The organism is Aestuariibaculum sp. YM273 (genome assembly GCF_030908365.1).
In the GTDB taxonomy this organism is placed as follows: Bacteria; Bacteroidota; Bacteroidia; order Flavobacteriales; family Flavobacteriaceae; genus Aestuariibaculum; species Aestuariibaculum marinum.
In genome coordinates this window covers 2,491,198-2,516,146 of the sequence record NZ_CP133090.1, presented here as the reverse complement: position 1 = coordinate 2,516,146, position 24,949 = coordinate 2,491,198, and the positions used below count along the sequence as shown (strand labels likewise).

The window sequence follows — 24,949 nt, the reverse complement described above, 5'->3', positions numbered from 1 at the left end:
AATAAGTAGAATATTTCAGAACTCACGAAAAATATTTTTAGGTTAAGAATAACTCAAATAGATATGTTTATATTAGTTTTAAATAAGAATTTAAAGGTCTTAAAACAACTCCTATAAATCAATTAATAAGCCATTACACATGTTTAGAACTATTGAAGAATCACAGATTACAATTACTCAGTTAATGTTACCATCGAACTCTAATTTTAGTGGAAAAATTCACGGTGGTTACATTTTAAGTTTGATGGACCAAATTGCATTTGCCTGTGCCTCTAAACATTCCAGAAATTATTGTGTAACGGCTTCAGTTAACAAAGTAGATTTTTTAAATCCTATTGAGGTTGGCGAATTGGTTACACTTAAAGCTTCTGTAAATTTTACTGGAAGAACCTCCATGGTAATCGGGGTTCGAGTAGAATCGGAAAACATTCAAACCGGAGAAAAGAAACACTGTAACTCCTCGTACTTTACAATGGTTGCTAAAGATGAAAGTGGTAAAAATGTACCGGTTCCGGGTATTATTTTAAAAACCAAGGATAGTGTACGCCGTTTTGCCAGAAGTATTGAACGTCAGGAACAATCGAAACACCGAAGTTCTAAATATAAACCTTCAGGTTTTGTTATTGAAGATTACATCGAAATTGTGAAACAACAAAATGCCCAGGTTGAATTATAATTCACTATAAATCAATAATAATCAATTCTTAACAAATTTTATTTCATTTTTTTTCAAATCTAAGGGTAGGAAATTCTTAATGTAACTTGTTATATTAGTGAATCATTTAAAATAAACCCAAAATCTAAAAACAATGAATTTTAAAAATTTAAAGACCTACTTAATCATTGGTATTTCAATCATGTCATTAACATTTTTCAATAGCTGTAGTGACAACGATGGAGAAAGCTCCTCTCGCGTTCAGCTAAAATTAGTTGATGCCTCGGGTGATTATGAAGAGGTGAATGTTGTTATCACAGACATTCAGTACAATTCTACTGAAAATGAAGACGGTTGGCAAAGTTTTGCTCCAGCCGAAGCTTACCCGATTGAAGTTGACCTAACAGAACTTATCTCTGGGAATTCTCTTTTGTTAACCGATCAAATTATTCCTTCTGGAATGATGAAACAAATCAGACTTGTATTAGGAGATGGTAACACCCTTAAATTAGCAGGCGACAACACTTTAATACCTTTAAACACTCCAAGTGCTATGCAGTCTGGATTAAAACTAAACTTAAACACCGAGCTTGAAGGAGGATTTACTTATACTTTCATCCTTGACTGGGTGGTAAGCGAGTCTATTGTTGAATCTGGAAGCACAGGGTCATACAATCTTAAACCTGTAATTAAAGTAAATGCAGAAGTTAATTCTGGATCTGTTAGTGGAACTGTAGTTGAAAACATTGAAGAAGTTGAAACGCCTATGGCAGATGTTACAGTAGAAATTTACGACGCTGAAGACCTTAAAGTAACCGACACCATGACCGATGAGAACGGAAACTTCTTATTTCAAGGACTTGAAGGCGGAACTTACACGTTAAAAATAACTAGAGAAGGATACAATGCCTATTCTGCAGAAACAATGGTTATTGTTGGAGAAGTAACCGAAGCAGGAACAATTCTTTTAACAACTGTTACTCCATAATAATTTTATATAAACAAAATTTATAAAGGCTTTTAAGATAAATTACACATAATTATTCTTAAAGGCCTTTAGTTTTTTTATGGGCTGCCTGTTCTTGTTAACGTAAAAAAACGACTTTTTATATTAAAATAAGGCTTTTTTAAATGTCATTTATTTTCATTAACTTTAGTAAAATGAAGAAAAGGTATTACATATATATCCTTGCCTTATTTATTTTAGCGCTCTATTTTGGTTATAGTTATATATACCAAGATCACAGAAATATTGAAACAGAATCGGCCAATTTTGTCCTTGAAGCTTCTGCTTTCAGTGAAGCCTTTGTAAACTCCCCCAATCAAGCCGAGCTTAAATTTATCAATAAAACCATTGAGGTTACTGGTGTTATAACAGATTTAAACCAAACAGACATTACCCTAGACCAAAGTATTTTTTGTCAGTTTAGTACGGCTATCACCCCACCCCAAAAAGTAGATACAACCATTAAAATTAAAGGTCGCTGTATTGGTTACGACGATTTATTAGAACAGGTAAAACTGGATCAGTGTAGTATAGTTAAAGATTAATTTAAACAACTAACACATGAAAACATTTCTACTCCTTTTCGTATTAACCTCTTGGGGAATACAAGCACAAACTATTCACGAACTTGACTGGGATACATCAGTTGGAACTAGCTTAAATTTAACCCTAAAAGTTGGAGAATCTGTTCGATGGACTTGGACTGACAACTTACCGCATTCTGTGGTTAGTGAATCCGGAAGTACACAAGCTTTCGCAAGTCCTACACTTACTGGAAACGGAAACACTTATCTTTTTACATTTACTCAGGTAGGCACCAACCCTTATATATGTGGTGTTCATACCCAAACAATGGGAGGAATTATTACTGTTGAAGAAGCCTTAAGTGACAAAGAGTTTTCCTTAAAAAACATCGCCTTATCTCCAAACCCCGCCAAAGATTTCTTGACTTTAAACATCCCAAACGGATTAGATTTAAAAACAGTTACTATATACAATATTCTTGGAAAAGAGATCAACAGTATACCTTATTTGGGTAATAAAATTAATATTTCTAATTTAACCTCAGGGATGTATCTATTAAAACTAAACACATCTAATTCAAGTATAAGCAAGCGCTTTTTTAAGCATTAAACTTTTAAACATAATTAACTAAACTACTCGAAGTATGAAGCACCTACTTATTTTTCTTTTTTGTATTCCTATACTAGTTCATGCTCAGGATGATTTATTAGATGAGATAGATACTGATGTCTCATCGCAATACGCCTCGGCGGCATTCAAAGGGCTCAAAATTGTAAACTTTGAATCAACTAAACTCGTTGCAAAAGGCGAATTTACTTTTGTGGTAGCACACCGATTTGGGAGTTTAGAAAATGGGATCGACACCTTTTTCGGTCTGGATGACGCCGTAACCCGCTTAAATTTTATTTTCGGTATTACCGACGATTTAAACGTGAGTATCTCCAGAAGTTCCTTTCAAAAAATTTATGAAGCTGCAGCAAAATATACGCTTTTAAAACAGCAAAATAATGGTTTTCCATTTACGGTAGTAGGATACAATTCCATATTAATAAATACAGGACTGGAAAAAGACAACCTTCCGCTTTTAGAATTTAAACACCGACTAGGCTACACCGCTCAAGTATTGGTATCCAGAAAAGTTAATTCTAATTTATCCCTTGAACTGGCGCCTACGTTTTTTCATGATAATTACGTAGCTATTGATGTACAGGATAATTCTCAATTTGCTTTAGGTTTTGGTGGACGGTATAAACTAGGAAAACGCTGGTCTTTAAACGCCGATTATGGATGGCATTTAAACCGTGCCGACAATTCTCCGTTTAAAAACCCGTTATCTATAGGTATCGATTTAGAAACCGGAGGTCATGTATTTCAAATGCATTTTACCAATGCTCAGGGTATGAATACCAATACCTTTTTAGGTCAAAGCACCGGAGACTGGAGTGATGGTAATATTTATTTCGGATTTAACTTAAGTCGTGTATTTTAACCCTTTCTACTATGAAACCTTTATCTATAACATTAATACTTTTTTCTGTTTGCTTATTTAACTGTGCTAACGACAGTACAGATGATTTGTTAGACTCTACGCCATTACCAAATATTGTTACTTATAATGACGATGTAAAGACCATAATTGACAATAACTGCATTAGTTGCCATGCTAATACTCCGAACAGCGGAGCCAGCGTATCATTAACAACTTATAACAATGTAAAGTCTGCTGTGCAAAACAATAATTTAATAGGTAAAATTAATGGGACAGCTTCCGGAGGGCTTATGCCTTTGGGTGGCCCAAAATTACCACAAAACCTTATCGATCTCATTGAAAAATGGGAAACTGATGGACTACTAGAAAACTAAATAACTTTAAACTCTCTGCTATGAATTTTAAATCTCTTTTTTACGGTTTAGCGATAATGCTTTTTGTTTTTAACTGCTCAAGCAGTAGTGATGACGATATGACCTCTCAACCAGATCCTGACCCGGATCCAACACCAACGGAAAAAGTAACCTATGATGCCGATATTAAAAGCATAATATCAAGTAATTGTACATCTTGTCATGGTAGCACTCCATCAAATAGCGCACCAATGTCCTTAACAACCTATGCACAGGTATCTAGTTATATTGATGCAATTCTAGATCGCATTAATAGAACTGGTTCCGGTAAAATGCCGGTTAATGGCACCTTATCTGCAACAGATAAAAACCTCATTCAGCAATGGAAGGATGGAGGATTATTAGAAAACTAATTTTGTATTTGGCTTTTTTTGAATTAAAACAATAAAATATTACAATGAAATACCTAGTCTACTGCATGGCATTTATTAGTTTAAATGTTTTTGCTCAAGATAAATATTTAACAAAAACAGGTACTGTTGGTTTTGAAGCCTCAGTACCTTCATTTGAAGAAGTTAAAGCGACAAACAATTCGGTAACCGCCATTTTAAATGCTGATAATGGTGAGTTTGCAGCGCTTGTCCTTGTAAAAGGTTTCCGTTTTAAAAATGCTTTAATGGAAGAACATTTTAATGAAAACTATGCTGAATCGGACACTTACCCTAAGGCAACTTTTAAGGGAACAATCGACGATTTTAACGTTTCAAAAATCAATAAAAAAACTTCTTTTACCATCAGTGGAGCACTCAGCTTTCATGGTAAAACCAAAATCCTAAACAAGGTCCCAATTATTATTTCAAAAGTGAATGACATTCTTGAAATTTCAGGCAAATTTGAAGCAAATGCTTCAGAATTCGATATCAAAATCCCGAAAATAGTAAGTAATAAAATTGCAGAGGCCATTGCCGTTTCTTTCGACTTTAAACTTACAAAAAAGTAATTCCGATTTTATTATCTTTAGCCAATATCAAACCATTACCATGAAAAAATTTCTTTACAAGTTGATTGCTGCCATTGTTATTGTTACAATTGGATATTTTTGTTTTGTCTATTATGTACCCTACAGTGAAGGTGTTCGATCTGGAGACTTGATTAAATTCAGTAAAAAAGGTGTTTTTACAAAAACCTGGGAAGGTGAATTAAGTCAGGGGGTTTCTGAAGAACAACGCTTTGCCTTCTCGGTCGAAAAAGGCAACAAAAAAATAATTAATGATCTTCAAAAATACCAAGGTCGCTTTGTCAGACTCACTTATTTTGAGCGTTACCGCACCTTTTTTTGGCTAGGGGACACCAAATATTTTATCACAAAAGTTGAAGAAGATAAAGAACGACAAACATTATATAAGAAATAAAAAAAGCCGCTTTAAAAGCGGCTTTTTTTATAGTCATATTTTAAGATTATTTACTCAAGTACATCGTACGTCTTGAATATAAATCGTAAAATTCATCATCTTTTAAGCTATCAATGAATAAGATACTTTCTCCGGTACTCTTCATCTCAGGTCCTAATTGCTTGTTTACGTTAGGGAATTTATTGAAAGAGAATACTGGTTGCTTAATTGCATACCCTTCTAACTTCGGATTAAAGTTAAAATCTTTCACTTTCTTATCACCTAACATTACTTTAGTTGCATAGTTTACGTAAGGCTCTCCATAAGCTTTTGCGATAAACGGTACTGTTCTCGATGCTCTTGGATTAGCTTCGATAATGTAAACTTTATCATCTTTAATCGCAAACTGAATATTGATTAAACCAACAGTGTTTAGAGCTTTAGCAATCTTTTTCGTGTGATCTTTAATTTGCTCCATTACTAAATCTCCTAAGTTGAACGGAGGTAATGTTGCATTACTATCTCCCGAGTGAATACCACAAGGTTCGATGTGCTCCATAATACCTATGATGTAAACATCTTCTCCATCACAAATCGCATCGGCTTCAGCTTCAATTGCACCATCTAAATAGTGGTCTAATAACAATTTGTTGTTAGGAATAGTTCTTAGTAAATCTACAACGTGTTTTTCAAGTTCTTGTTTGTTGATTACAATCTTCATTCCTTGTCCTCCTAATACGTAAGATGGTCTTACAAGGATTGGGAAATCTAATTTATCAGCTACTTTTAAAGCTTCTTCAGCAGATTCAGCCGTATCGAATTCTGGGTAAGGAATATTATTCTCTTTTAATAAGGTAGAGAAACTTCCTCTGTCTTCAGCTAAATCTAAAGCCTGGTAGCTAGTACCTATAATTTTAATGCCGTAACGATCTAATTTTTCAGCAAGTTTTAAAGCGGTTTGACCACCCAACTGAACAATAACACCTTCTGGTTTTTCATGTTTAATGATATCGTAAATGTGCTCCCAGAATACAGGCTCGAAGTATAACTTATCTGCTGTATCGAAATCGGTTGATACCGTTTCTGGATTACAGTTAATCATGATGGTTTCGTAACCAGCTTCAGAAGCAGCTAATACACCGTGTACACAACAGTAATCGAACTCGATACCTTGTCCAATACGGTTTGGACCAGAACCTAATACGATAATTTTCTTCTTGTCAGACACCACACTTTCGTTATCTGCATAACGTTTTCCATCTGCAGTTTCCATATCACTCTCAAACGTTGAGTAATAGTAAGGTGTTTTCGCTTTAAACTCGGCAGCACACGTATCTACTAATTTGTACACACGGTTAATACCTAATTCTTCACGTTTATTATACACTTCACTTTCTAAACACCCTAACATGTGAGCTATCTGTCTGTCACCGTATCCTTTTTGCTTAGCTTCAAGTAAAAGTTCTTTATCTAGATTTTCAATAGTATACGTAGAGATTTCTTTCTGTAATAAGAATAACTCTTCATACTGCTTTAAGAACCACATATCAATCTTAGTGATTTCGTGGATTCTACTTAACGGAATACCCATCGCAATAGCATCGTAAATGGTAAATACACGATCCCAAGAGGCATGCGTTAATTTTTCTATAATTTGATCGTAGTTCTTGTTTTCTTTACCATCGGCACCTAAACCGTTACGTTTAATCTCTAACGATTGTGTTGCTTTATGAAGTGCTTCCTGGAACGAACGACCAATCCCCATAACTTCTCCTACCGACTTCATTTGAAGCCCTAAAGTTCTATCTGATCCTTCAAACTTATCGAAGTTCCAACGTGGTATTTTAACAATTACGTAGTCTAAAGTAGGCTCAAATAACGCCGAAGTAGACTTCGTAATTTGGTTTTGTAACTCATCTAAGTGGTAACCAATGGCTAATTTCGCAGCAATTTTTGCGATAGGATATCCTGTTGCTTTACTTGCTAATGCCGAAGAACGCGATACACGTGGATTAATCTCGATAGCAATGATATCTTCCTGATCGTCTGGAGATACAGCAAACTGTACGTTACATCCTCCTGCGAAATCCCCAATACTACGCATCATTAAGATGGCCATATCACGCATTTTCTGGAAGGTGCTATCGCTTAAAGTCATTGCCGGAGCAACAGTGATAGAATCTCCTGTATGGATACCCATTGGGTCCATATTTTCAATAGAACAGATAATCACTACGTTATCGTTAGCATCTCTTAAAAGCTCTAACTCGTACTCTTTCCATCCCATCATAGCTTTATCAATCATTACCTCGTGAATTGGCGATACTTCTAAACCACGAGTTAATAATTCATCGTAATCTTCTTCATTATATACAATCGCAGCTCCTGCCCCACCTAAAGTGAACGACGAACGGATACATAATGGGAAACCAAATTCCTGAGCAATTGTTTTACCTTCTAAGAATGAAGTAGCAGTTGCTTGAGGAGCCATTTTAACTCCAATTTTCTCCATCAATTCACGGAACTGCTCTCTGTCTTCGGTAATATTAATGGCATCAATATCAACACCAATAATTTCTACTCCAAAATCATTCCAAATTCCCTTTTCATCTGCTTCAATACATAAGTTTAATGCCGTTTGTCCTCCCATTGTTGGTAAAACAGCATCAATTTGCGGATGTTCTTTTAAGATCTTAACAATAGACTTGGTGTTTAGAGGTAACAAGTATACATGATCTGCCATTGAAGGATCTGTCATGATTGTTGCCGGGTTAGAATTGATTAAGATTGTTTCAATTCCATCCTCTCTAAGCGATCTTAGAGCTTGGGTTCCAGAATAATCAAATTCACATGCCTGTCCTATAACAATAGGACCCGAGCCAATTATTAATATCGATTTAAGTTTTGAATTTTTAGGCATTTTTCCTTTTTATGTATTGTATTTAAGTAATTTACTCTAATAAGTGATAAGTATGCATAAAAAAAGGCGTTACACTAAAGCAACACCTTTATATTATAACAATATTAAATCATTATTTTTTATGTCTAGTTTCAGTCGATACAGACAATTTTTTTCTTCCCTTAGCTCTTCTACGAGCAAGTACTTTTCTTCCATTAGCAGAAGCCATTCTTTCTCTAAAGCCATGTTTGTTTCTTCTTTTTCTTTTCGATGGCTGAAATGTTCTTTTACTCATTATCTTGTATCTTTAAAAATCTGAATTGTACTTAATTATTATCTCTTTGGGTTCCTCCAAAACTGAGCGCAAATATACAAAGAGTTTTTACATTGACAAACGTTATTTAAAAAAATATTTTGAAATAAATATTTTACGCTTCTTCATCAGAAACACAAGCCTATTTATTTGGGATAACCGGCTTCTTTTTGTTAATTATCTTTTATCTAATTTTGATAAAATTTTAGTTTATTTGCAAATCAAATAAAGGTAACAAGGTTTTAAAAAGCCTATTAAACACTACAAACCTAATAAAAATGTACAATAAAATTATAAAACTTATTATAGCTATCGGCATTTTCGGATATGCTATTTATCAATTTGTTGAGAACAATATAGGTAATGGTATTATGCTTATACTATTATCTTTAATATTTGTATTCCTATATTTTAAAAACGAATTTATTTTACTGGCATTTTTAAGATTACGTAAGCAGGATTTTGAAGGTGCTAAAAAATGGTTAGATAAAATTAAAAATCCAGAAAGTGCCTTAGTAAAGAAACAACAGGGATATTACAACTACCTTCACGGATTAATGGTTTCTCAATCTAATATGAATGAGGCTGAAAAATTCTTTAAAAAAGCCGTGAGTTTAGGTTTATCTATGGATCATGATTTAGCCATGGCTAAATTAAATTTGGCTGGTATTGCTTTTTCTAAACGCAGAAAACAGGAAGCTCAGAAATTATTAAGCGAAGCTTCAAAATTAGATAAACAAGGTATGCTTGCCGATCAAATTAAAATGATGAAGGATAATATGAAGCGTGCACAAGGTCCGAGCCAGCATTATGGTGCAGGCGGATCACTTAGAGCTCAAAAAAGAAGAGGTTAACAACAATTTATATTAATAAAAAAAAGCACATCTTACCGATGTGCTTTTTTTTTTATATCTATTCATTAAATTTATCTTAATTATAATATCCTTCTTTAGGAATATCAATCTTGTAAAGTTTTCGAGATCGATTGTTTAAATGCGGCTCTCTTAACCAAGGATTATGCAGTTTTAATATTTTGTAATTAATACCAAAGCTTTCGGCAAACTTTGTAAAATCGGTTACCGCTGTATCTACTTCCACCTTATATGTAGGTACATCCTGATACAAATCTTTTTCTCTAAAATTGAATCCGTACTTCGCTGGGTTTGATAAAATTTCTTTTAAAGCTACAATTCTGAATAAATAACGACCAGTTTCTTCTCCTAACAGTAAATCGTAATAATCTGTAACATTCTGTTCTTTTAAACGTCTTGCCACACCTGCATTACCCGCGTTATATGCTGCTGCTGCCAAAGTCCAGCTTCCCAAATTCTCTTTAGCATCTAATAAATACTTACATGCTACTTCTGTTGCCATTTCTAAATTATAACGTTCATCAACATTATCATTTACCTCTAAGCCATTTTCTCTTGCCGTTGCGGGCATAATTTGCCAAACACCTCTTGCTCCAGCCGGAGACACTACATTCATTAAACCACTTTCTATAACAGCTAAATATTTAAAATCATCCGGAACACCATGTTTCTTTAAAATAGGTTCTATTACCGGAAAATATTTGTTTGCACGTTTAAACATTAATAATCCGTTAGATTGCCAATAAGTATTTACCAACAATTCGCGATCCATACGTTCTAAAATGTCCGGATTTTTTAATGGTACTGGTTCTCCGGCAAATTCCAAATTACCAGGAACTTGAAGGGCATAAACATTATAATCGTTTATTAATTTTTTCTCAAAATTTTCATCGGTTGGAGCGTCTTGTAGAGCATAAATAAATAACGCACATAAACTTAATAAACCCACAAACGCCAAGGCTTTCTCTATAATCTTCATCGCTAAAAAGTTTTTCTCTAAAGGTAACAAAATTGCTTATTCTTCTAAAATAATCTTAGGTAAATTTTCATTGAACCATTTGTATTTATTGATAATCATAATATGAGTTCCTCCCTTTATAATTATACAGTTATTAATGTTTTTAATTGGAAATACCGAGTCGTTATCACCATGAATATGCACCAAACCTTCCGGAGCTACTTGCTGATTCCAGCACACCATTCGCTCAATAGCCCAACTTAAATAGTTACTATCATTAACGGACAAGTATTTTTTATACAACTCTAATCGTTTTGTCACGTTATTACCAAAGGCATATTTTGCAACCACATCAATTTTACTTGCCAATTGCGTTGGAACCAACTTATAAGCCATAGTTGTTTTGGCGATTAGCATTTGCTTAGGTAATTCACTTTGCTGCTTTACACTTGATACAATTATTAATTTTCTAACAGAAATATGCTTACTCATTTCCTGCACCAATACCCCTCCAAAAGACACCCCAACTAATACCACATTTTCAAAGTCGATGTGCTTGCACATACGCAAGGCATAATCACTAATCGATTCTTGTTTCTCTGGTATCATCCACTCTAAAAAATAAAGTTTAAACTCCGGTTCAGGTAACCTTATATATTCAAAAATTTTAGGACTTGCCGCCATGCCCGGCATCAAGTATATATGTATCGTTTCTACAGCCATATTCTGGTTATTGTTTATCGTTTAAAATACATTCAACAATCACAACAAGTAAAGCTTTATAACATAAGGCATTATGATAACATTTACTTTACATTAAGGATAATTTTTCGTAACTTGCAAAGCAAAGTTATATAAATAGCTCCCACTATTTAAAAGATTCCTAAGAAATAAAAACAAATCATGATTGATGCTGCAGAATTAATAGACAATGATTTTTTACGTCAGTTCGAACTGAAAATTGATAGCCACTTAGCTAAGATTGAGTACTCACTTCAAGAACGAAAGATTTTTTTAACCAAGCTTGTAATACCTGAAGAAATAAAAGATGATGAATTCAGGAAAGAATTTTTAGAAGCCGTGTTTAAATCAATTTCAGAGCGCAATTTAAGCGTTGTTCCTACAAGTCCTGAAATCGCTAAGTTTGTGAGAAGCAACCGAAAATACAAACGTATGTTACCGGTTGGTGTTAGAATTTAATTTAGAAAATTTAAAAACATAAAAAAATCCAAAACATTACGTTTTGGATTTTTCTTTATATTCTTTTCTTTGGTTTATTGCTTGGTATAAACCAAGGTAATATCCTTTGTTTCCAAGACATCAGTTTTAGCCATATTATGCACTTTCTGAGCATTTTTATAAACCATAGTTAGCGTATTTCCATTAATTATCGCTTCCCTATCATTGATAAAGACGCTAGATCCTTTATGCGCATAAGACGCAGCGAAACCAATAGAACCTTCCGTTTCACACTCTACCTGATAAACATACACCCCCAAAGCTTCATTTTTACTAATCATAACATTCGGATTAAAGGTTAAATTAGAAGCTACAGTTCCATCAACAGAAAATGTTAACATTTCCATTGCTTCACAAGGTATCTCTTCAATAAGATTTGTACTAAAAACAGCATCATTATTTAAATCTACCGGAATACCAACCGTCCAGGTTGTTAATTTCCATCCCCCTTCAAGAGGATTTTCTTCAACATCCACAGCCTCTGTACTACAGCCTGTAAATAATGTTAGGAATATAAATAGTATTGGAATCAATAATTTCATATAATTTGGGACATTACCTTGCTAAAATATGTGGTAACCGTCCAAACTAGAGAAAAAAACTGTTGAGATGCCTCTTTTTATCGATTAACTATAGGTTAAACCGCCAATTCATTAATAAAATCGAACCTTACCATACCATCGGTATCAATTTTAGTCAATTTTACGTCATGAAGCGTGTTTACCAATTCCGGATTCCATGGCGCTTTAACTTTTACATAGTTTTCAGTAAACCCATGAATATAACCTTCTTTATTTTCACCTTCAAACAAGACCGTTCTCGTTGTCCCTATCTGGCTTTCGTAAAAGGCACGGCGCTTTTTAACCGATAACCCTCTTAACATCTTACTGCGTTTAGAGCGAACATTTTTAGGTACAACACCATCCATTTCAGCTGCTTCAGTATTATCACGTTCTGAATACGTAAAGACATGCAGGTAAGAAATATCCAGCTCATTTAAAAAGTTATACGTCTCTAAGAAATGGTCATCGGTCTCTCCGGGGAAACCTACTATAACATCCACTCCAATACAAGCATGCGGCATAACTTCTTTAATTTTTGAAACGCGATCTACGTATAACTCACGCATGTAACGACGTTTCATCTTTTTCAATATAGCATTACTTCCACTTTGTAATGGCACATGAAAATGCGGCACAAATGCTCTGGATTTTGAAACCAGATCTATAGTTTCATTTTTTAACAGGTTAGGTTCTATGGAAGAAATACGTAAACGCTCAATACCCTTTACTTTATCCAATTCAGTAACTAAATCTAAAAAGGTGTGCTCGTGTTTTTTATTCCCGAACTCTCCCTTACCATAATCACCAATATTCACACCGGTTAATACAATTTCTTTTATGTTTTGAGCTGAAATTTCTCTGGCATTTTTAAGCACATTATCCATAGTATCACTTCTGGAAATACCACGTGCTAAAGGAATGGTACAATAGGTACACTTGTAATCGCAACCATCCTGAACTTTTAAAAAGGCACGCGTTCTATCTCCAATAGAATAACTTCCTACATAAAAATCGGCATCTTCAATCTCGCAAGAATGCACTTCACCTAAATCGTTTTTAGTTAAGTCGTTAAGATAGTCGGTGATTTTAAATTTTTCAGTGGCTCCTAACACTAAATCTACCCCATCTACATCAGCAAGTTCCTGAGGCTTTAATTGGGCATAACATCCAACGGCAGCAACAAAAGCATCCGGATTAACTTTTTGAGCCTGCTTTACAATACTCTTAAAACGCTTATCGGCATTTTCAGTTACCGAGCAGGTGTTAATCACATATATATCTGCATTTTCAGAAAAATCCACACGATCAAACCCTTCTTCAGAAAAACTTCTTGCAATTGTTGAAGTTTCCGAAAAATTAAGTTTACAGCCTAATGTATAAAATGCTACCTTCTTTCTTGAATCCATAACCTTTTTAAAAACGTGCAAAGATAAGAAAAAAAGAGCGTTTCTAGTCGAAACGCTCCGAATTTCAGGACATAACATAAATTATAAGCCCACAGTGAGAGACTTGAAAATAGGATTTGCCAATAATAGCAAATTTGCTTAACCACTAATTAAGACACACCTTTTCTTAAAAAGTCACTAAAAACAAAGATTAAACCTTAAAAATAATTTAGATATAGCACTCAAAACTGCTATTTTTGAAACACCTAATACTACCAATGTGATAAAAAAACAAGCTCGTCTTTTACCTTTTTTAAATTGTTTCACAGCAATTATTTTATGTGTTTCCTGTAATTCTAATCAGAAAAACAATAGAGATTATCTGGTTTTTAAATACAACGAACATAAAAACATAGGCTCCTTAGACCCTGCTTTTTCAAAAGACATTGCTGATATCTGGGCAACGAACCAACTTTTTAACGGCCTGGTGCAAATGGATGATGATATGCAGGTCCTTCCTTGCATTGCGAAACACTGGACTATTTCTGAAGATGCGTTGACCTATAATTTTACTCTCCGTAACGACGTGAAATTTCACAAGCATAACCACTTCGGAAAGGATTCCACACGAACCGTCGTCGCCAAAGATTTTGAATATAGCCTAAACCGATTATTAAACAAACAAGTGGCCTCACCTGGCAGCTGGGTTTTAAATAAAGTCGATAACTTCAAAGCTATTAACGACACCCTTTTTCAGATTACATTAAAACAGCCTTTTCCCGCCTTTCTAGGATTACTTACTATGAAATACTGCAGTGTGGTACCTGAGGAAATTGTAGAACTTTATGGTAGCGACTTCCGATCAAACCCTATTGGCACAGGACCTTTTAAATTCAAACGCTGGGAAGAAAATATAAAATTGATCTTCAGAAAAAATGAAAACTACTTTGAGAAAGACTTAAACGGCAATCAACTCCCCTATCTCGAAGCTGTTGCTATTACCTTTTTACCTGATAAACAAAGTGAATTTTTGCAGTTTACACAAGGTAATATCGATTTTGTGTCCGGACTCGATGCCTCGTATAAAGATGAAATTCTAACAGCCGATGGTAAGCTACGAGATATATACAAATCCGATGTTAATATGATTCGGGGCCCTTATTTAAACACTGAATATTTAGCCTTTTATATGGATGCCGAAGTTTCTGAAATACAATCAGAATACATTAGAAAAGCTGTAAATTTTGGTTTCGACCGAAATAAAATGATGATTTACCTTCGCAATGGTATTGGTATTCCTGCTAATGGCGGATTCATTCCAAAAGGATTACCGGGTTATGATGAAAGCGTTGGATTTACCTACCAACCTGAAAAGGCTAAAGCGCTAGTTTCAAAATTTAAATCTGAAACCGGTATAGAAAATCCAGAAATCACCATTACTACAACCAGTAACTATTTAAGCTTTTGTGAATATATTCAGCGTGAAATTCAAAAAACAGGGTTACAGGTTAACGTGGATGTGATTCCTGCCGCTACGTTAAAAGATGCCAAGGCCAATGGCAAATTAAATATGTTTAGAGCTAGCTGGGTAGCCGATTACCCCGATGCAGAAAACTACCTTTCTTTATATTACAGCAAAAACTTTGCGCCTAACGGTCCAAATTACACACACTTTAAAAGCGACACTTTTGATGCTTTGTACGAACAAGCCTTTACGGAAACAAACACTGAAAATCGAAAGTTGCTTTACACCAAAATGGATAGTTTGGTAATGCAAAAAGCCCCTGTTGTAGTTATGTTTTACGATGAAGTTGTTAGATTTACCAGAAAGGAGGTCGAAAATTTAGGCATCAACCCAACCAATTTATTAGACTTAAAAGAAGTAAAAAAGATCAGATAAATCAATTATAACTACTTTATGCGATATATATTAAATTGGTTTGAAGTAATAAATATCATCATCACCTTTGCCTCCTTCACGCTTGGAAGACACATATCCTGAATTTGTTACTAGATTTATAACAAAAGACAAGTCATCTGATCTGCTGTTTATAGGTTTTGGCAATTTTTCGGCACGTTCAAAATTTCCATCGGCGCCTAACCTACAACGATAAATATCATAGCCCCCATAACCATTTGGGTGGTTAGACGCTAAGTACAAGGTACCTTCCAAATCGACAAAAGGAAACATCTCTTTACTGTATGAATTCACCATGCTTCCTAAATTCTTTGGTTCACCATAAGAGCCATCATCTAAAACTTCAACTGTAAAAATATCAGATCCTCCGCGAGTAGTTTCTTTGCCTCCTCTAATATTTGATGTAAAATACAACACTTTCCCATCTGGACTTAAAGCGGGATGAGCATAAGAATACTTAGGGTTACAAAACGGAAGTACAACAAAATCCGTCCAACCAACACCTGCTTTAAAAACACCTCTTTTAATATGAAAGTTATCCTGCTTAAAGTTGCCTTTAGACATATCCTTAGAAATGTACTGTGTTGTTACATAAAGATACTTTCCATCAGGTGAAATAGAGGCACTTGTTATATAATCTAACTTATAAGACGAATCTATTTGTATCGGAGCATAAACATCAATACCTCCTGAAGAAGACACTGTTCCTTTAAATACGGTAAGAATCTCACGCCCTTGTGATTTTTGGACCCTTCCTTTATCGTTAAGTAAAAAGGAAGAAAAGATTATTTCATTAGCTGATGAATACATTAACCCGAAATGAGGATATTCTGAATTGATATCAACATTTGTTACGGTAAATATATCTGTTTGAGCAAACGAAAATGAGGCTATACTAAATAAAAAGCCAAAACATATACGAAACATAACTAAGGTATTTCTCTCAAATATAACAAATTGAATTAAAACACCTTAGCTAATTTTATTTAAGACTATTGACGTCTGTATTTTGTAGTCTCTTCGAAAATATGTTCAAAAATAGCTTTATCCTGTTCGGTTAACGGCAAATTACGTCTAGACATGACTACCTCCATCACTTCAAACGCTTTTCTGGTTGCGTAAGTTGTAAATCCTGAACTTCCACCCCAACTGTAACTAGGCACAAAATTTCTTGGAAAACCACTACCAAAAATATTTGCGCTTACACCTACAACCGTTCCGGTATTAAACATGGTATTGATACCGCACTTACTGTGATCGCCCATCATTAAACCACAAAATTGTAATCCTGTTTTAGCAAAACCTTCGGTTTCGTAATTCCAAAGTCTTACTTCGGCATAATTATTTTTTAAGTTCGAGTTATTAGTATCTGCTCCCAGATTACACCATTCACCTAACACAGAATTCCCTAAATACCCTTCATGTCCTTTATTAGAATAGCCAAAAATAACTGAGTTTTTAATCTCTCCTCCAACGGTGCTACTCGGTCCAACGGTAGTTGGTCCGTAAATTTTAGCTCCCATCTTTACTGTAGAAGATTCTCCTAACGAGAACGGTCCGCGAACCAAAGATCCTTCCATGATTTCTGCATCTTTACTAATGTAGATAGGTCCGTTACTGGCATTTAAAGTTACAAACTCCAACTTTGCGCCTTCTTCTATAAAAATATTCTCAGCAGCAATCACGTTGCAACTAGACGGAATAGGCTGTGAATGCCTTCCTTTAGTTACCAGATTAAAATCCTCCTGTAGCGCTTCACCATTTTTTGAAAATATATCCCAGGTGTTTTCAACTTTAATTAAGTCGCCTTCAAACTCTAAGGCTTCATAATTATCAAAGTTTATATCATCCTGCGTATCCTTTGTATGAAATGCGATAACATCTTCATCTTTAAAAACAGCCTGATTTTCCTGTAAATCTTTTACCAGTTCAACCAGTTCAAAATTTGGCAAAAACGAAGCATTAATCATGATATTTTCATCCATCTCCACCATCGGGTATTTATCAGATAAATAGTCTTCTGTTACAGTAGTAGTGGTAGAATCTAAAAAGGTTTCCCATTTTTCACGTATGGTTAAAATTCCAATTCTTATATCGGCAACCGGACGTGTAAAAGTAAATGGGAGTAAATTATTTCTGGACGGACCATCAAAAAGGATGTAGTTCATTATGTTACGAAGTATTAATTAAACCAAAACCACCTGTGTTTTGGCAACCCAAAAATAGCTTAATTGCCGAAAACAAAAAAGCCTTCACTATAAAATAATGAAGGCTTCTTATATATATTTTTCTAAGCTTATTTTTTAAACTTAGCGTATTTGTTTTTGAATTTATCGATACGACCAGCAGTATCTACTAATTTAGATTTACCAGTGTAGTATGGGTGCGATGTTCTTGAAATCTCCATCTTTACAAGTGGATACTCAACACCATCAACCTCAATAGTTTCGTTAGTGTTTGCTGTAGACTTTGTTAAAAATACATCATCGTTAGACATATCTTTAAATGCTACTATTCTATAATTTTCTGGATGTATACCTTTTTTCATCGCTAAAGCTTTTATTCTGTTCAATTTTGGAAGTGCAAAAATAAGCATTTTTTACAAACTACCAATACTTTTTATTATTTTTTATTTAGAATTAAGTTGTAACGATTTTCTATCTTTGACAACTAATCATTCAACTTACCTTATAAACGCAAAAATATGGAAAAATCTTTAAAATCTATAGCTACTAACTGGGGGCTTTTTCTTGGCGCCTTATTAGCTGGAATCACAGTTGTTGCTTATGCTGTAAACCTAGACCTATTAATTAATATGTGGGTTGGTATTTTTATTTTAATCGCCATTATTGTTTTCGGCATTATATCTGTAGTTAAAGTTAAGCAAACACAAGACAGCTATGCATCGTTTAAAGAAGCTTTCACAGCATTTTTTCTAACGGTATTAATTGGCTTAGCGATTAGTACTTTAGTGTCTTATTTATTATTTAATTTTATAGATACGGGTGCGGCTGAAGTTTTAAAAGAAAAAACCATAGAGCGCACCGTTGAAATGATGAAAGGCTTCAATACACCAGCTGATGCTCTTGCCGAAACCGTGGAACAAATGGAATCTCAAAATCAATATTCATTAGGAAATATATTTAAAGGGCTCGCTGGCTATCTGGTACTTTTTAGTATTATAGGACTTATCGTAGCCGCAGCTATGAAAAAAAGTAAGCCAGCCAATGAATAATTTAAGTATTTTTGATTTTATAATTATCTGAAAACATTTAAATGAATATATCAGTAGTCATACCACTACTTAACGAACAAGAATCTTTAACAGAATTACATGATTGGATTGCAAACGTTATGCAATCCAATCGTTTTTCATACGAAATCGTATTTATAGACGATGGCAGTACCGATGATTCCTGGCAAGTCATACAAGAATTAGCAAAACAAAACGACAGTGTAAAAGGTATTCGTTTTTCTAAAAACTTTGGCAAATCGCAGGCCTTACATGCGGGTTTTGAAAAAGCTCAAGGCGATGTCGTCATTACTATGGATGCCGATTTACAAGATAACCCTGATGAAATACCTGAGCTATACAGCATGATCACGAAAGATCGTTTCGATTTGGTTTCTGGTTGGAAAAAGAAACGCTACGATTCTGTTATTGCTAAAAATTTACCATCCAAACTATTTAACTGGGCAGCGCGTAAAACTTCTGGCGTAAAACTTAACGACTTTAACTGTGGTCTTAAAGCCTATAAGCTCGACGTGGTAAAAAACATTGATGTTAATGGCGAAATGCATCGTTACATACCTGTGCTTGCAAAAAATGCAGGTTTCACCAAAATAGGCGAAAAAGTGGTACAGCATCAGGCTAGAAAATATGGTGAAACAAAATTCGGAATGAACCGTTTTATTAATGGTTTTCTCGATTTAATTACCATCTGGTTTATCTCGCACTTCGGAAAACGCCCCATGCATTTATTTGGTGCTTTAGGCGTTCTTATGTTTATTTTGGGCTTTGCATTTTCATTTTATTTAGGCATCGATAAATTATTCTTTAATCCGTCTGGAAGATTGATTACTGAACGCCCGGAATTCTTTTTAGCCTTATCGACTATGATTATAGGCACCCAATTTTTTGTTGCAGGATTCTTAGGCGAAATGATTTTACGATCGAAACAGGATAAAAAACGCTATTTAATCAAAGACGAGACTTCAAATTTTTAACGAAATAAATTAATTATTGAGAATCCTTCAAATGTCTTAAAAATTGAGACTTACAAAGGATTCTTTTATTTTTTTTTAATAACTTTAAGACAGTTTCATACACTTCAAAAAGTGAAACCATTAAACTAAACTAAGTGCAATAATTTCTTTTTTGAAAATATATTTTTAAAACACATTATGATACACATCGAACCAAAAATTTTAGACCGAATTAACACCTGGTTAACCCCAACTTTTGACGAAGAAACACAAGATTTTATTAAAAACAGTATTGCTCACAATCCTAAAGATATTCAGGAGAGTTTTTACAAAGATTTAGAATTTGGTACTGGAGGTATGCGTGGTGTAATGGGCATTGGTACGAATCGTATTAACAAATACACCCTTGGCAAAAGCACGCAAGGTTTAAGCGACTATTTACACAAATCATTTCCAGACGAAACACCGAAAGCCGTAATTGCTTACGATTGTCGTCACAACAGTAAAACCTTAGCAAAGGTGGTAGCAGATGTGTTCTCTGCTAATGGTATTGAAGTTTACCTATTTGAAGACTTACGCCCTACTCCGGAATTATCATTTGCAGTTAAGCATTTAAACTGCCACTGCGGAATCGTGTTAACAGCCTCACACAACCCACCGGAATACAACGGATACAAAGTGTATTGGCAAGATGGCGGACAGTTAGTACCACCACAAGACGGTGAGGTCATTGCTATGATTAACGACATTGATTATTCCGATATTAAATTCGAAGCAAATGATACTTTAATCAACTATATAAGCGAAGATATTGATAATGCTTTTATTGAAGCTTCAGTAAAAAATGGTTGTGTTGGAGCTACACAGGCCGCTAAAGACGACTTAACTATTGTATTCACCTCGTTACACGGAACATCAATTACTGCTGTTCCTGAAACCTTAAAACGTGCCGGATACAAAAACGTACATATTGTTAAAGAACAAGAAGTACCAAACGGTGATTTCCCAACGGTAGCTTCACCAAACCCTGAAGAACCTGCGGCTTTAAAAATGGCTTTGGAATTAGCCGAAAAAGTAAATGCTGATATTGTTATAGGAACCGATCCGGATTGTGATCGTTTAGGGGTTGCTGTTAGAAACAGTGATGGCGAACTACAATTACTTAATGGAAATCAAACCATGCTAATGATGACCGATTTCCTATTAAAACAATGGAAATCTGAAGGAAAAATTAACGGTAAGGAATTTATTGCTTCAACCATTGTATCGACGCCAATGCTAAACAAACTCGCTGAAGCTTACAATGTAGAAAGTAAAATTGTTTTAACCGGTTTTAAATGGATTGCCAAATTAATTAAAGATTATCCGCAATTAGATTTTATTGGTGGTGGTGAAGAAAGTTTTGGTTTTATGGTTGGTGACTTTGTGCGTGATAAAGACGCTGTAACCTCAACCCTTTTAGCTTGTGAAATCGCAGCTATTTCAAAATCTGAAGGAAGTTCATTTTACAACGAATTAATTAAACTTTACGTTGAGCACGGGTGCTATAAAGAAAAATTAGTATCACTTACTAAAAAAGGGATTGAAGGCGCACAGGAAATCACACAGATGATGATTGATGCCCGTGAAAATCCGCTGAAAAAAATAAACGGATCAAAAGTGGTGAAGTTAGAAGATTACGACACATCTGTTGCGAAACACTTATTAACTGGAAAAGAAACAGCTATTGATGTACCAAAATCGAACGTTTTAATTTATTACACCGAAGATGGTAGTCAAATAGCATTAAGACCAAGTGGAACTGAGCCGAAAATTAAATTCTATGTAAGCGTCAATGCTAAATTGAATTCTGCTGAAGATTTCAAAAGTGTTGAAGCAGATTTAGATACGAAAGCCGAAACCATTTTAAAAGACATGAAACTTATTTAATTTTCAATACTGAAGAATTAAATAATTATCGAAACAAGCCTAGGAGCATATAAATTTAGATTATCGAGTCAAAAAAATGTTAAACAGATATATTTAATTTAAATAGCTATATCTTTGTAAAATATACATGCTTTTATGTTTTTCATAAAAGCATGTTTTTTTAACAGACCTTTTTAAATGAAGCAATTTTTCAACATTTTACAATATGCAAAGCCTTATAAAAGCTATGCTATTGGTCACATTATTTCTAATATATTTTATGCCCTTTTCGGAGCTTTATCTTTCGTAGCACTAATTCCTATGTTAGATATTCTATTCGAGAAGAATTCTAAAAAAATAACAGAAGCCCCTGTATACGAAGGCATCGGTCACCTTAAAGACTTTTACAAAGACTATTTGGCATATCAGGTTAATCAATATGCAGAAAGCGCCCCTCAAAAAGCATTATTGCTTGTTGTTGGTCTTATCATTATTTTATTCTTACTTAAAAACATCTTTGGGTATTTAGCCAATTACTTCATGGTGTTTTTAAGAAATGGCGTGGTTCGCGACTTAAGAAACAAAGTGTATGAAAAAACGGTAGAGCTACCTTTATCTTACTTTTCAGAGCAGCGTAAAGGTGATATTATGGCTCGTGTAACACAGGACGTTGCGACCTTACAATATTCTATGCTGCCAGCGTTAGAACTAATTTTCAGAGAGCCATTAATGATTATTTTCACAATAACAATGATGTTAATCATTAGTGCTAAACTAACACTTTTTGTTTTCGTTTTCATTCCGTTATCAGGTTTAATTATCTCTCGTATTGGTAGAAGTTTGAAGCGAAAATCAGACCGCGTTCAAAAAGAACAAGGCGTTCTTCTGTCAACCTTAGAAGAAACCTTAACTGGTTTACGTATCATTAAAGGGTTTAACGCAGAAGACAAGTTTAACAATAGATTCCAAAATTCAACAAACCGATTTTTCAACTTTTCAAACAAACTTTTAAATCGTCAAAATTTAGCGTCACCAACAAGTGAATTTTTAGGAATCCTTGTTATTTCTGTCCTTTTATGGTACGGAGGGCAATTAGTACTTGTTGACGGTTCTCTAGACGGAAGTTCTTTCATTGCTTATATTGGTTTAGCTTACAATATTATGGTTCCGGCCAAAGCCATTTCTCGTGGTTTATACAACATTAAACAAGGAGATGCTGCTGCCGAGCGTATTCAGGAAATCATTGATGCGCCAAACCCATTAAAAGACAAAGAAAACGCAACAGTAAAAACAGGTTTTGATGCGGAAATTGTTTTCGAAAACGTGTCTTTTAAATACGATAAAGATTACGTGCTTAAAAACTTTTCGTTAACCATTCCTAAAGGTGAAACGGTTGCTTTAGTTGGACAGTCTGGAAGTGGAAAATCTACTATTGCTAACTTGGTTACTCGCTTTTATGATGTAAACGAAGGGCGCATTTTAATTGACGGCGTTGATATTCGTGAGCTGACAACATATTCACTACGCAACCAATTAGGAATTGTTACTCAAGATGCCATTCTGTTTAATGACAGCATTAAAAACAATCTTAAGTTAGGTAAAGACAATGCTTCAGATGAAGAGATTATCGATGCTTTAAAAGTGGCCAATGCCTGGGAATTTGTTAAAGAATTACCTGAAGATATTGATACTAATATTGGTGATTCGGGTAATAAATTATCTGGCGGGCAAAAACAACGACTAAGTATCGCTCGTGCTGTGCTAAAGAGCCCTCCAATTATGGTACTAGACGAAGCAACCTCTGCTTTAGATACCGAGAGTGAGCGCTTGGTGCAAGTCGCTTTAAACAACATGATGAAAAATAAAACGTCTATTGTTATTGCGCACCGCCTATCTACCATTCAAAATGCAGATAATATTGTTGTTATGAGTAAAGGTGAAATTGTAGAAAAAGGCAAACATGCCCAGCTGATAGCAAAACAAGGTGTTTATCATAAACTTGTCGAAATGCAAAGTTTTGAATAAAGATACATCTTTGATAATATTAACAAAAAAGGATAGAGACTCGGGTTTCTATCCTTTTTTTTATTCAATGTTAGATTTAAAGAAACTTACCCAATTCATTTTAACTTATTTTTATAATCAACGCATTAAACTTTCTGTAATTTTATAGGTCTAATTTTTAATGCATTTTGTGATTGACGAAGATTTATTAATAGAGCAGTTAAAATCTGATTCAGAAAAAGAAGAAGCTTTTAGACACCTTATAACGCTTTACAAAGAGCGCTTGTATTGGCATATCCGAAATATAGTTAAGTATCACGACGATGCAGACGACGTTTTACAAAATACTTTTATTAAGATTTATAAAAATATTCATAATTTTAAAGGAGATAGTAAACTATTCTCTTGGATGTATCGTATAGCTACTAACGAGTCTATTACATTTATTAATAAAAATGCTAAGCGATTGCAAACCACTAACGAGGAGGTACAGCAATTAGCTATCAATAATTTAACATCCGATGTGTATTTTGAAGGTGATGCCATTCAGCTTAAATTACAAAAAGCTATAGCTACCTTACCAGAAAAACAACAATTGGTTTTTAATATGAAGTATTTTCAGGATTTAAAATTCAAGGATATGTCGGAAATACTAGAAACCAGTGAGGGTGCATTAAAAGCATCGTACCATATTGCAACAAAAAAAATAGAAGCTTATTTAACTAAAGATTAAACCTTTAGAAAAAAATAAAGTCTTACTTATATGAGTCAGGAAAAATTACATAATATCAATAATTCAGGATTTAAAGTCCCTGAGAATTACTTCGACACTTTAGAAGACAGGCTGTTTACTCAAGCCAAACTTAAAGCATCGGCAGATTCTTCTGGTTTTACAATGCCTGAAAATTATTTAAATACGCTGGAAGACAATATACTTAGTCAGGTTTCAGAAAAAGAAACAGCTAAGGTCATTCCGTTGTTTAGTAGAAAAAATCTACTTTACGCTTCAAGTATTGCTGCAGCCATTACCTTATTATTTACGCTTTCTATTCAAAACACCAAACCTATGTTAGATGGTGTAGACAATGAAACGGTAGAAAGTTATCTTTTAAATGAAGATATAGATTTATACGAAATAGCATCAACATTAACCGCAGAAGACCTGGCAAAAGAAAATTTTAAAGAAGTAAAAATTGATGAAACAACCTTTGAAGACTACATTCTTTCTGATGTAGACCTTGAAGGTATGATGACTAATTAAAAGT

The 24,949-nt window shown here is 34.2% G+C and carries 27 protein-coding genes; 18 read left to right on the top strand and 9 right to left on the bottom strand.

Going from position 1 to position 24,949, the window contains the following annotated elements:
- The first annotated feature begins 139 nt into the window (after positions 1–139).
- The 9 genes from RBH94_RS10825 (at position 140) to RBH94_RS10785 (ending at position 5,440) form a co-directional block, all read left to right on the top strand.
- Positions 140–676: an acyl-CoA thioesterase gene (locus RBH94_RS10825; RefSeq protein ID WP_188224370.1), complete on the top strand. Its 537-nt coding sequence runs from the start codon at positions 140–142 to the stop codon at positions 674–676.
- 133 nt (positions 677–809) lie between these two features.
- Entirely contained in the window at positions 810–1,643 is an 834-nt protein-coding gene (locus RBH94_RS10820) for a DUF4382 domain-containing protein (RefSeq protein ID WP_307880908.1), read from the top strand.
- A 173-nt stretch (positions 1,644–1,816) separates the two neighbouring features.
- Positions 1,817–2,206, top strand: coding sequence for a hypothetical protein (locus tag RBH94_RS10815; protein ID WP_307880907.1), 390 nt, complete (start codon positions 1,817–1,819; stop codon positions 2,204–2,206).
- A gap of 16 nt (positions 2,207–2,222) precedes the next feature.
- A complete protein-coding gene (locus RBH94_RS10810; protein WP_307880906.1) occupies positions 2,223–2,795 on the top strand; it encodes a T9SS type A sorting domain-containing protein in 573 nt (190 codons plus the stop codon).
- A gap of 34 nt (positions 2,796–2,829) precedes the next feature.
- Positions 2,830–3,675, top strand: a complete 846-nt coding sequence (locus tag RBH94_RS10805; RefSeq protein WP_307880905.1) for a DUF5777 family beta-barrel protein — start codon at positions 2,830–2,832, stop codon at positions 3,673–3,675.
- A gap of 11 nt (positions 3,676–3,686) precedes the next feature.
- Entirely contained in the window at positions 3,687–4,049 is a 363-nt protein-coding gene (locus RBH94_RS10800; protein ID WP_307880904.1) for a hypothetical protein, read from the top strand.
- A gap of 20 nt (positions 4,050–4,069) precedes the next feature.
- Entirely contained in the window at positions 4,070–4,441 is a 372-nt protein-coding gene (locus RBH94_RS10795) for a hypothetical protein (RefSeq protein WP_307880903.1), read from the top strand.
- Between the two features lie 44 nt (positions 4,442–4,485).
- Positions 4,486–5,028 (top strand): YceI family protein, encoded by a 543-nt coding sequence (locus RBH94_RS10790; protein ID WP_307880902.1) that lies wholly within the window; start codon positions 4,486–4,488, stop codon positions 5,026–5,028.
- 40 nt (positions 5,029–5,068) lie between these two features.
- Positions 5,069–5,440, top strand: coding sequence for a 6-phosphogluconate dehydrogenase (locus RBH94_RS10785; RefSeq protein ID WP_307880901.1), 372 nt, complete (start codon positions 5,069–5,071; stop codon positions 5,438–5,440).
- 46 nt (positions 5,441–5,486) lie between these two features.
- Here RBH94_RS10785 and carB read toward each other — a convergent pair whose 3' ends face one another.
- Positions 5,487–8,339 carry a carbamoyl-phosphate synthase large subunit gene (gene carB, locus RBH94_RS10780; RefSeq protein WP_307880900.1) on the bottom strand — a complete coding sequence of 951 codons (2,853 nt, stop codon included), beginning with the start codon at positions 8,337–8,339 and terminating at the stop codon, positions 5,487–5,489.
- A gap of 112 nt (positions 8,340–8,451) precedes the next feature.
- A complete protein-coding gene (gene rpmH, locus RBH94_RS10775; RefSeq protein ID WP_042495769.1) occupies positions 8,452–8,613 on the bottom strand; it encodes a 50S ribosomal protein L34 in 162 nt (53 codons plus the stop codon).
- Between the two features lie 296 nt (positions 8,614–8,909).
- Here rpmH and RBH94_RS10770 point away from each other — a divergent pair, with 296 nt between their 5' ends.
- On the top strand, positions 8,910–9,485 hold the full coding sequence (locus RBH94_RS10770; RefSeq protein WP_307880899.1) for a DUF2892 domain-containing protein: 576 nt from the start codon (positions 8,910–8,912) through the stop codon (positions 9,483–9,485).
- A 76-nt stretch (positions 9,486–9,561) separates the two neighbouring features.
- Here the strand turns inward: RBH94_RS10770 and RBH94_RS10765 are convergent, their stop codons facing one another.
- A complete protein-coding gene (locus tag RBH94_RS10765) occupies positions 9,562–10,482 on the bottom strand; it encodes a lytic transglycosylase domain-containing protein (protein ID WP_188224381.1) in 921 nt (306 codons plus the stop codon).
- A gap of 36 nt (positions 10,483–10,518) precedes the next feature.
- Entirely contained in the window at positions 10,519–11,184 is a 666-nt protein-coding gene (locus RBH94_RS10760; RefSeq protein ID WP_307880898.1) for an alpha/beta hydrolase, read from the bottom strand.
- Positions 11,185–11,364: 180 nt separating this feature from the next.
- Here RBH94_RS10760 and RBH94_RS10755 point away from each other — a divergent pair, with 180 nt between their 5' ends.
- Positions 11,365–11,661 carry an N-acetyltransferase gene (locus RBH94_RS10755; protein ID WP_188224382.1) on the top strand — a complete coding sequence of 99 codons (297 nt, stop codon included), beginning with the start codon at positions 11,365–11,367 and terminating at the stop codon, positions 11,659–11,661.
- Positions 11,662–11,735: 74 nt separating this feature from the next.
- On the opposite strand, the gene RBH94_RS10750 is transcribed toward RBH94_RS10755, so the two are convergent.
- Positions 11,736–12,242: a hypothetical protein gene (locus tag RBH94_RS10750; protein WP_307880897.1), complete on the bottom strand. Its 507-nt coding sequence runs from the start codon at positions 12,240–12,242 to the stop codon at positions 11,736–11,738.
- A 95-nt stretch (positions 12,243–12,337) separates the two neighbouring features.
- Positions 12,338–13,669: a tRNA (N(6)-L-threonylcarbamoyladenosine(37)-C(2))-methylthiotransferase MtaB gene (mtaB, locus tag RBH94_RS10745; protein ID WP_307880896.1), complete on the bottom strand. Its 1,332-nt coding sequence runs from the start codon at positions 13,667–13,669 to the stop codon at positions 12,338–12,340.
- Between the two features lie 310 nt (positions 13,670–13,979).
- Here mtaB and RBH94_RS10740 point away from each other — a divergent pair, with 310 nt between their 5' ends.
- Positions 13,980–15,548, top strand: coding sequence for an ABC transporter substrate-binding protein (locus tag RBH94_RS10740; protein ID WP_307883159.1), 1,569 nt, complete (start codon positions 13,980–13,982; stop codon positions 15,546–15,548).
- Positions 15,549–15,578: 30 nt separating this feature from the next.
- Here RBH94_RS10740 and RBH94_RS10735 read toward each other — a convergent pair whose 3' ends face one another.
- The 3 genes from RBH94_RS10735 to RBH94_RS10725 all read right to left on the bottom strand — a co-directional run bounded on the left by RBH94_RS10735 (position 15,579) and on the right by RBH94_RS10725 (position 18,114).
- A complete protein-coding gene (locus tag RBH94_RS10735) occupies positions 15,579–16,493 on the bottom strand; it encodes a hypothetical protein (protein ID WP_307880895.1) in 915 nt (304 codons plus the stop codon).
- A 65-nt stretch (positions 16,494–16,558) separates the two neighbouring features.
- Complete coding sequence (locus RBH94_RS10730) at positions 16,559–17,734, bottom strand: GlmU family protein (RefSeq protein ID WP_307880894.1); 1,176 nt, start codon at positions 17,732–17,734, stop codon at positions 16,559–16,561.
- A gap of 128 nt (positions 17,735–17,862) precedes the next feature.
- Positions 17,863–18,114, bottom strand: coding sequence for a type B 50S ribosomal protein L31 (locus RBH94_RS10725; protein WP_188224387.1), 252 nt, complete (start codon positions 18,112–18,114; stop codon positions 17,863–17,865).
- A gap of 156 nt (positions 18,115–18,270) precedes the next feature.
- Here RBH94_RS10725 and RBH94_RS10720 point away from each other — a divergent pair, with 156 nt between their 5' ends.
- The 6 genes from RBH94_RS10720 (at position 18,271) to RBH94_RS10695 (ending at position 24,945) form a co-directional block, all read left to right on the top strand.
- Complete coding sequence (locus RBH94_RS10720) at positions 18,271–18,801, top strand: DUF4199 domain-containing protein (protein ID WP_307880893.1); 531 nt, start codon at positions 18,271–18,273, stop codon at positions 18,799–18,801.
- Positions 18,802–18,842: 41 nt separating this feature from the next.
- Entirely contained in the window at positions 18,843–19,793 is a 951-nt protein-coding gene (locus RBH94_RS10715; RefSeq protein WP_307880892.1) for a glycosyltransferase family 2 protein, read from the top strand.
- Between the two features lie 177 nt (positions 19,794–19,970).
- On the top strand, positions 19,971–21,701 hold the full coding sequence (locus RBH94_RS10710) for a phospho-sugar mutase (protein WP_307880891.1): 1,731 nt from the start codon (positions 19,971–19,973) through the stop codon (positions 21,699–21,701).
- A 177-nt stretch (positions 21,702–21,878) separates the two neighbouring features.
- Positions 21,879–23,705, top strand: a complete 1,827-nt coding sequence (locus RBH94_RS10705; RefSeq protein ID WP_307880890.1) for an ABC transporter ATP-binding protein — start codon at positions 21,879–21,881, stop codon at positions 23,703–23,705.
- Between the two features lie 160 nt (positions 23,706–23,865).
- Positions 23,866–24,417, top strand: coding sequence for an RNA polymerase sigma factor (locus tag RBH94_RS10700; RefSeq protein ID WP_307880889.1), 552 nt, complete (start codon positions 23,866–23,868; stop codon positions 24,415–24,417).
- Between the two features lie 30 nt (positions 24,418–24,447).
- Positions 24,448–24,945 (top strand): hypothetical protein, encoded by a 498-nt coding sequence (locus RBH94_RS10695; protein WP_307880888.1) that lies wholly within the window; start codon positions 24,448–24,450, stop codon positions 24,943–24,945.
- Positions 24,946–24,949 lie beyond the last annotated feature (4 nt).